Raw genomic sequence first — 7,270 nt, 5'->3', positions numbered from 1 at the left:
GCGGTCTGAGGGTGGTTGTCAAGGCATCTTTCCAGCCTTGACAACCACCCTCAGACCGTCATCACAATCAAGCTTCGGGGTGCCCCACGCAACCACCACGGCAATGTCGCCGCCAGGCGACGAGCCGACCCCCAAGGAGGAGACTCAAACAACGTCCCCCCGCCGAACCCGATAAACCTGCAACCTCAAATCGTAATACTTAGTAGTCTCCCCGACCCACTGCATCCCAATCCGCTCCGCAGTAGCAATAGCCCGGGAATTACTAGGCCGCGCCACCGCGAACAACTCATCAGTCCCATCCTGGGAAAACGCCCACTCCACCAACGCCCGCCCAGCCTCAGTCGCATACCCGTGCCCCCACTCCTCGGGCCGCAACTGCCAGCTCAGCTCCAAATCCTCCCGATAAGGCGGCAGCAACCGAATCCCCAGTCCGCCGATAACCCGCCCATCGGAACGCGACTCAACAGCCCACCTCCCCCGCGGCGGAATCAAATTGGGCTGCGCCTCCTGCCAAGCCTGCAACACCGACCGCATCGCGGCGGCATCGCCGACGCGGTCCATGGCGGGAGTCAGCCAATGCGTCACATCGGAAGAGCCGTAGATCTGAAACGCGGCTTCGGCGTCGTCAGCCGTCCAGTCCCGGATCACGAGACGGTCGGTGGTCAGCGGCAGGGTCATGTACGAACGGTACGCCCGTTCCACCCGGTCCGGGCAGGTGATGCAGGACGCACCGAAGGCTCTTGTCCGGCAAGGACTCCTCCCGATATGGGCGGGGTTAGACTGCGCGCGTGGAGATCTGGGTGAACCCGCGGTGTTCGAAGTGCCGCTCGGCGGTGTCGCTGCTCGACGAGGCCGGCGCGGAGTACACCGTGCGCCGCTATCTGGAGGACCCGCCGACCGAGGCGGAACTCGTCGCGGTGCTCGACCGGCTCGGCCTCGACCCGTGGCACATCACCCGCACCGGCGAGAAAATCGCCGGGGAACTCGGGCTGAAATCCTGGACCCGGACGCCGGAAGACGGGCCGCGGTGGATCGCCGCGCTCGCCGCGCACCCGGAGCTGATCCAGCGTCCGATCATCACCGCCGACGACGGCACCACGGTGGTCGCCCGCGACGAGGAAACCGTGCGGTCGGTGCTCAGCTGACTGCCACGGCGATCAGCGCCGCCGCCAGCAGCACCACGTACGCGACGGCATGCACCTTGTCCGGCAACCGGTCGGCGACCCGCCGGACGAGCGCGATCGTCGGCAGCGAACCGGCCAGCAGCGCCGCGCCCGCGATCGGGTCGAGATACCCCGACGGCCCGCCGCCGGCCGTCGCGTAAACCGCGGTCGCCACCACCGCGACGGGCACACTGAGCGGGTTCGCCATCGCGGCCGCGTCCGCCATCGGAAGCCCCTTGCGGCGCAACAGCGGCACCGTCATCACGCTGCCGCCCACCCCGAGGAAACTCGCTACCGCACCGATTCCGACCCCGCCCGCGGTCGTCGTGAACGTGCTCAACGGTTTCGGTTCCCCTTGCGGCTTAAGGAATCCGCCGCGCACCAGGCTGTCCACAATGGTCACTGCCAGGTAGGCGATGAACAGGACGCGCAACAGTCCGTCCCCGGCATAGGTCGCGGCCACCGAACCCACTACGGCACCGATCGCTACGAATGCGGCGAGTGGCCAGATGTACTCGCGACGGAGCCGTCCGGCCCGCGCTTGCACCACGGTCGCGCTGATCGCGTTCACGACCATCACTGCCGTGGACGTAGCGACGGCGACATGCATCGCGTCACCGCGGCTCGTGACCGCCGCTACTACCGGCACGGTGACGAATCCGCCGCCGAAACCGAACAACACGGTCGTCACGCCGCTCAGGCAGCCGAAGAGCAGAAGAATCAGAATCGAGGTCAACACTGGCTTCAAGGTAGGTCGTGCCGGGTGCGGCGTGCATCCGAAGATTCGCCAGGTTCTTTCGAGCTTCGGACACCTACTCTGGAGGCATGCGCAACGTTCCATTGTCCGAGGTCGACGCCCTGCCCCGGGCCGTGCTCGCGATCAGCACGGACTACCCGCCGGACCACTTCCTGCCGCCGCATCGCCACCGCCGCGCGCAGTTCCTCTACGGCGCCACCGGTTCCATGCGCGTCGGAACGGCCGACGGAACGTGGACCGTCCCGACCCGGCGCGCGGTGCTGATCCCGCCGGAGACCGACCACAGCGTCGTGATGATGAACGTGACCACGCGCAGTCTCTATCTGGAGCCGTCCGCCGTGCCGTGGTTCCCGCGCCGCTGCCAGACCGTCGACGTCTCGCCCCTGCTGCGCGAATTGCTCCGGGGAGCCGTTGACGTCGTCCCGGAATACCCTCGCCGCGGCCGCGATGCCGCGCTGATTTCCCTTCTGCTGCAAGAAATCTCCCGCTGCGTTCCGCTGCCGCTCGAACTCCCTTGGCCGCGCCACGAAGGCTTGCGCGCACTGTGTCAGTCCTTTTCGGACGCTCCCGACGTCCACGACCCACCGTCGCGCTGGGCGGCGGAGCTGCACGTCAGCGAACGGACCCTGCACCGCCTGTTCCGTGCCGAGACGGGCTTGAGTTTCGCCCGCTGGCGAGAGCGGGCCTGTGTGCTGCACGCGCTCCCGTTGCTCGCTGCGGACCTTCCGGTGGCGGACGTCGCGGTCACCCTCGGATACGAAAGCCCGGCTGCGTTCACCACGATGTTCAGCCGCCTGCTCGGCGCCCCGCCCCGGTCCTATCGCGAGCCGTGACCCAGATCTCATTGAGTGCAACTTGATTGTGTACAACTAAGTTGTACTGTTGTCCTCGTTCGGAACTTTCTCTGAGGAGGACCCCATGACTGCCACTGTCGTTCTGGTGCACGGCGCGTTCGCGGATTCGTCCAGCTGGAACGGGGAGATCGAGCGGCTGCAAGCAGCCGGACACCGGGTGATCGCGGCGGCGAACCCGCTGCGCGGAGTCGCCGAGGACGCCGCCTCCGTGCGGTCTTTGCTGGACAGCATCGAAGGCCCGATCGTCCTGGTCGGCCACTCCTACGGCGGCTCGGTGATCTCGGCCGCCGCCGTGGGCCACCCCGGGGTGCAGGCGCTGGTCTACATCGCGGGCTTCGTCCCGGACGAGGGCGAAAGCGCGGGCGAACTGGCCGGAAAGTTCCCGGGCGGGACCCTTGGCGAGACGCTGGAGCAGGTCAACCTGCCGGAGGGCGTCGACCTTTATGTCCGGCAGGACCTGTTCCACCAGCAGTTCGCCGCGGACGTCCCCGCCGCGCAAGCTCGGCTGATGGCCGCGGGCCAACGCCCGATCGCCGCGGCGGCCTTGGACGAGGCTTCGCCCGCACCGGCGTGGAAGGGATTGCCGGTGTACAGCCTCATTCCGACCGCGGACAAGAACATCCCGCCCGCGGCGCAGCGTTTCATGGCGGAACGCGCGGAGGCGGAGGTAGTCGAGGTGGCGGACGCTTCGCACGCGGTGCTGGTTTCGCAGCCGGACGTCGTGGCGGAACTGATCCTGCGCGCTGCCCGGTGACCTTGGGCGAGTGAGGCCGGTCCGCGCTGCGCGGGGCAGATGCGCAGCGCGGGCGCATGGCGCTGGATCGCGCGGAGTGCCGGGGCGCGCGACATCGGTTCGCGCGGAGCGATCCTGGAGCAGGTGCGCATGCGGGTGCGTTGCGCCGATCGGCGGGCGGAGATCGGTGGTGCGGGGTGCGATGCGGCGGACTCGGCCGGCGGTCCGGCCGCGCGATCCACCGGGCGTGGTTTCGGCGATTGGCCTGGTCGGCGGCATAGTTGTGCGGCGCTCGGGGAGCCACCCGATCTCGTTGTGCGGACTTGTCATAGCCGAGCCGGATTTTCGCCGTTCGCCGCGCCGGTGCGGCAGTTACCATCGGCGGCCATGAGCACCTCAGGGGGTCCACAGGAGCAGCCGGGCACGCCGCAGGAGCCGGGCGCGGTCCCGCCGGGATGGCAGGCGCCTCCGCCGGGCGCCGGGGCCGGTTATCCGCAGCAGCCCGGGGTTCAGCCGGGTTATCCGCAACAGCCCGGAACTCAGCCCGGCTATCCGCCGCAGCCTGGGCCGCCGCCGCAGTACGGGCAGCCCGCGCAGCAGTACCCGGGCCAGCCCGCGCCGGGTTCGTACCCCGGCCAGGCCGGGCAGCCGCAGCCGGGGCAGTACCCCGGGCAGCCTGGGCAGGCGCAGTACCCGGGGCAGCCGGGCCAGCCGCACCCCGGTCAGTTCCCGCCGGGCCAGCCGTACCCCGGCCAAGCGGCCTACCCCGGCCAGCAGGGTTATCCGGCACAACAGCCGGGCTACCCGCCCCAGCAGCAGCCGGGCTCCGGTTACGCCGCGCCCCAGCCCGGCCAGGGCTTCCTGCCCCAGCACCAGCCGCTCACCACCCCCGGGCTCGGCGCGATTCCCGTGGCTCTCGGCGGCATCCTCGAGATCGTCGCCCTCTTCATCCCCTGGGTCACGTTCACCCGGGGCTCCCAAAGCACGTCGGTCACCTTCATCGACATCTTCAGCCAGCTGACGTCCGGCACGGACAGCTTCGCCGCGATGTACGTGCGGTTCCTCGCCTTCATCTTGATCGCCGCGACGTTGTTGTCCACTCTCCCGTGGACGCTCGGCGTGCTCCGCACGAAGAGGTCCGCGTACTGGTTCAGCGGGATCCGCCGCCGGGAACTCACTCCGCCGAACTTCTGGTGGTACCGCACCGTCTTCGCGGGCCGGGCCACCCTCATGCTGGTCTTCCACATCGCGGGGATCGTCGCGATGTTCTCCGAGGACCTGTCGAAGATCGGCCTCGGCGCGTATCTGCTCGTCCTCGGCGCCGTGCTCGTGGTCGCCGGCGCGGCGATCGGGCCGAAGCTCACCGCCGCCCGCTGACGTCGCGGATGACCGGGTTCTGACAAATGTCATCGCGCTCCGATGCGCGGTGACACTACGGCCCGCTTGCCCGTCCGCCCATCATGGGACGGGCAAGCGGTTCCGGATCCACCGGGCCGATCAAGGGTCCGGAAAGGACAGTCATGAACTCCCGTCCCGCAACGGTTTCCGAACAACCTCGCATCCGGGCGGTCCGCGCCCTCACCGGGGCCTACCTGGCGCTGAGCGTGCTCACCCTGGGCGCGATCGTCCTCCTCCGCAACGACCCGTCGATGGTCACCGACGTCGTCTGGGTCCGCGCCACGATCGTGGCCGCCAGTGCGCTGCTCACCTTCCTGTTCGCGAGAAGCGCGGCGCGCGGATCGAAACGAGGGCTGCTGCGGCTCCGGATCGTTTCGGCGGTGATGACGGTCGCGATCATTGTCATCGTGTCGATTCCGGGATTCCTGCCGCTGTGGGTCCGGCTTGAGCAGGGCGTCTGCGGGCTGCTTTTGCTGGGGGTGGTCGTCCTGGTCAACGGACGGCACGTGCGCTCGCTGTTCTCCGAGTAGCGTGCCGGACGTGGACCGCGGCCCCGATTCCGACGCGCAACGCTGGGTACTGGGCTGGCGCCGGCTCGTGCTGGACGCCGGCCTCCTGGTGTACCCGCTGATCGTTCTCGCCCAGACTGCCGACCAGCCGGTGGCGGTGGTGGTGCTGCTGGCGTTCTGTGCCTGCTACATCGGGGCGGGGGTAGCTGCTTACCAGTTCCGGAGCCGGGCTTTCTGGATCCTGACCGGGGTGTTGACGGCGCTGTTCGTCGTGCTGCTGCCGCTCGCTCAAGCCAACGCGTTTTACCTGCTTGCGGTGGTGGTGTCGCTCGCTGTTCCGCGGTTGCCGCGTTGGGGCGTGGTCGTCGTTCCGGTCGCTGCCGCGGTGACTGTGCTGGTGCCTTGGGTGGTCTGGCATACGGATCCTGGTTGGGCGCAGGCGGCCGCACTGGTGTTCACCGTGTTGGTGGTGGTCGCGTTCGCGGAGGCGTTGCGGGCGAATCGGGCGTTGGTGCAGGCGCGGGCGGAGGTGGAGCGGTTGGCCGCGGATGCGGAGCGGTCACGGATCTCGCGGGACTTGCATGATCTGCTGGGGCATTCGCTTACCGCGATCACGGTGAAGAGCAATCTTGCCCGGCGACTCGCAGCTAAGGGGGATGAGCGAGCGGTCGAGGAGATTGGCGAGGTCGAGCAGTTGTCCCGGCAGGCGCTTGCGGATGTTCGTGCTGCTGTTTCGGGGTATCGGGATGTGACGCTTGCCGGAGAGCTCGCGCGGGGGCGGGAATTGTTGCGGGCCGCGGGGATCAGCGCGGATTTTCCTACTGCCGTGGATGGGCCGTATCAGGAATTGTTCGGGTGGGTGGTTCGGGAGGGGCTGACTAATGTGGTTCGGCATTCTCGGGCTACTGCTTGCGCGGTGATCGTTTCGGGGGATGCCGTGGAGATTCGGGACGACGGTGTTGGTTCTTTGGCGAATCCGGGGAATGGGCTGTCCGGGTTGCGGGATCGGGTGCTCGCCGCCGGCGGGCGGATGGAGGCGGGGGCAGTGCGGCCTCGCGGGTGGCGGTTGCGGGTGACAGTGGGGGAATCGTGACTATTCGGTTGTTGCTCGCGGATGATCAGGTGTTGGTGCGGCAGGCGTTGGGGACCCTGCTTGATCTTGAGGACGACTTCGAGGTGGTCGCTCAGGTGGGGCGGGGGGATGAGGTGGTGGGGGCCGCGTTGAAGTGTTCCCCCGATGTGGCGTTGCTGGATATCGAGATGCCTGGGTTGGACGGGTTGGCCGCAGCTGCTGTTTTGGCGGAGCAGGTGCCGGGGTGCCGGGTGGTGGTTTTGACGACGTTCGGGCGGGCCGGGTATTTGCGGCGGGCCATGGAGGCCGGGGCGGTTGGGTTTGTGGTTAAGGATGCTCCGGCTGAGGCGTTGGGGGACGCGATTCGGCGGGTGATGCAGGGGGAGCGGGTGGTGGATCCGGCGCTGGCGGTGGCGACTTTGGCCGCGGGGGAATCGCCGTTGACCGCGCGGGAGCGGGATGTGTTGATCGCGGCTCGGGGTGGGGGATCGGTTGCCGAGATCGCGGGGAGTTTGTATTTGTCCGAGGGGACGGTGCGGAATTATTTGTCTGGGGCTATTGCCAAGACAGGGGCGAGGAATCGGATGGGGGCGGTTCGGGTCGCTGATGATCGGGGGTGGTTGTGATTCGGCTCGTCGCCTGGCGGCGACATCGGCCTTGGCGTGCGTGGGGCACCCCGAAGGTTGATTGTGCTGACGGTTCGGGGGTGCTTGTCAAGGCGGGAAAGATGCCTTGACAATCACCCCCGAACCGCAGGGAGGCTTCGTATCGGGGTGCGGGGGAG

At 68.2% G+C, this 7,270-nt stretch carries 9 protein-coding genes; 7 read left to right on the top strand and 2 right to left on the bottom strand.

Going from position 1 to position 7,270, the window contains the following annotated elements; genetic code table 11:
• Positions 1–144: 144 nt before the first annotated feature.
• A complete protein-coding gene (locus ABZX37_RS49065) occupies positions 145–678 on the bottom strand; it encodes a GNAT family N-acetyltransferase (RefSeq protein ID WP_354751222.1) in 534 nt (177 codons plus the stop codon).
• Positions 679–788: 110 nt separating this feature from the next.
• On the opposite strand from ABZX37_RS49065, the gene ABZX37_RS49060 reads away from it, so the two are divergent.
• Positions 789–1,145 carry an ArsC/Spx/MgsR family protein gene (locus ABZX37_RS49060; RefSeq protein ID WP_354751221.1) on the top strand — a complete coding sequence of 119 codons (357 nt, stop codon included), beginning with the start codon at positions 789–791 and terminating at the stop codon, positions 1,143–1,145.
• Here the strand turns inward: ABZX37_RS49060 and ABZX37_RS49055 are convergent.
• The gene (locus tag ABZX37_RS49055) at positions 1,138–1,902 is read right to left on the bottom strand and encodes a sulfite exporter TauE/SafE family protein (protein ID WP_354751220.1); all 765 of its coding nucleotides are present in this window, start codon (positions 1,900–1,902) and stop codon (positions 1,138–1,140) included. The genes ABZX37_RS49060 and ABZX37_RS49055 overlap by 8 nt on opposite strands.
• 86 nt (positions 1,903–1,988) lie before the next feature.
• Here ABZX37_RS49055 and ABZX37_RS49050 point away from each other — a divergent pair, with 86 nt between their 5' ends.
• From ABZX37_RS49050 to ABZX37_RS49025, 6 genes are all read left to right on the top strand, one after another.
• Entirely contained in the window at positions 1,989–2,753 is a 765-nt protein-coding gene (locus ABZX37_RS49050; RefSeq protein ID WP_354751219.1) for a helix-turn-helix transcriptional regulator, read from the top strand.
• 85 nt (positions 2,754–2,838) lie between these two features.
• Positions 2,839–3,528, top strand: coding sequence for an alpha/beta hydrolase (locus ABZX37_RS49045; RefSeq protein WP_354751218.1), 690 nt, complete (start codon positions 2,839–2,841; stop codon positions 3,526–3,528).
• Positions 3,529–3,894: 366 nt separating this feature from the next.
• Positions 3,895–4,884, top strand: a complete 990-nt coding sequence (locus ABZX37_RS49040) for a hypothetical protein (RefSeq protein ID WP_354751217.1) — start codon at positions 3,895–3,897, stop codon at positions 4,882–4,884.
• Positions 4,885–5,027: 143 nt separating this feature from the next.
• Complete coding sequence (locus ABZX37_RS49035) at positions 5,028–5,435, top strand: hypothetical protein (protein WP_354751216.1); 408 nt, start codon at positions 5,028–5,030, stop codon at positions 5,433–5,435.
• 10 nt (positions 5,436–5,445) lie between these two features.
• The gene (locus ABZX37_RS49030) at positions 5,446–6,507 is read left to right on the top strand and encodes a sensor histidine kinase (protein ID WP_354751215.1); all 1,062 of its coding nucleotides are present in this window, start codon (positions 5,446–5,448) and stop codon (positions 6,505–6,507) included.
• Positions 6,504–7,112, top strand: a complete 609-nt coding sequence (locus ABZX37_RS49025; protein WP_354751214.1) for a response regulator transcription factor — start codon at positions 6,504–6,506, stop codon at positions 7,110–7,112. Before ABZX37_RS49030 ends, ABZX37_RS49025 begins: the two co-directional genes overlap by 4 nt.
• The last annotated feature ends 158 nt before the right edge of the window (positions 7,113–7,270 follow it).

It is taken from the genome of Amycolatopsis sp. NPDC004079 (assembly GCF_040610415.1).
In the GTDB taxonomy this organism is placed as follows: Bacteria; Actinomycetota; Actinomycetes; order Mycobacteriales; family Pseudonocardiaceae; genus Amycolatopsis; species Amycolatopsis halotolerans.
The sequence above is the reverse complement of the archived record's forward strand: the minus strand, read 5'-3'. Positions and strand labels throughout refer to the sequence as shown.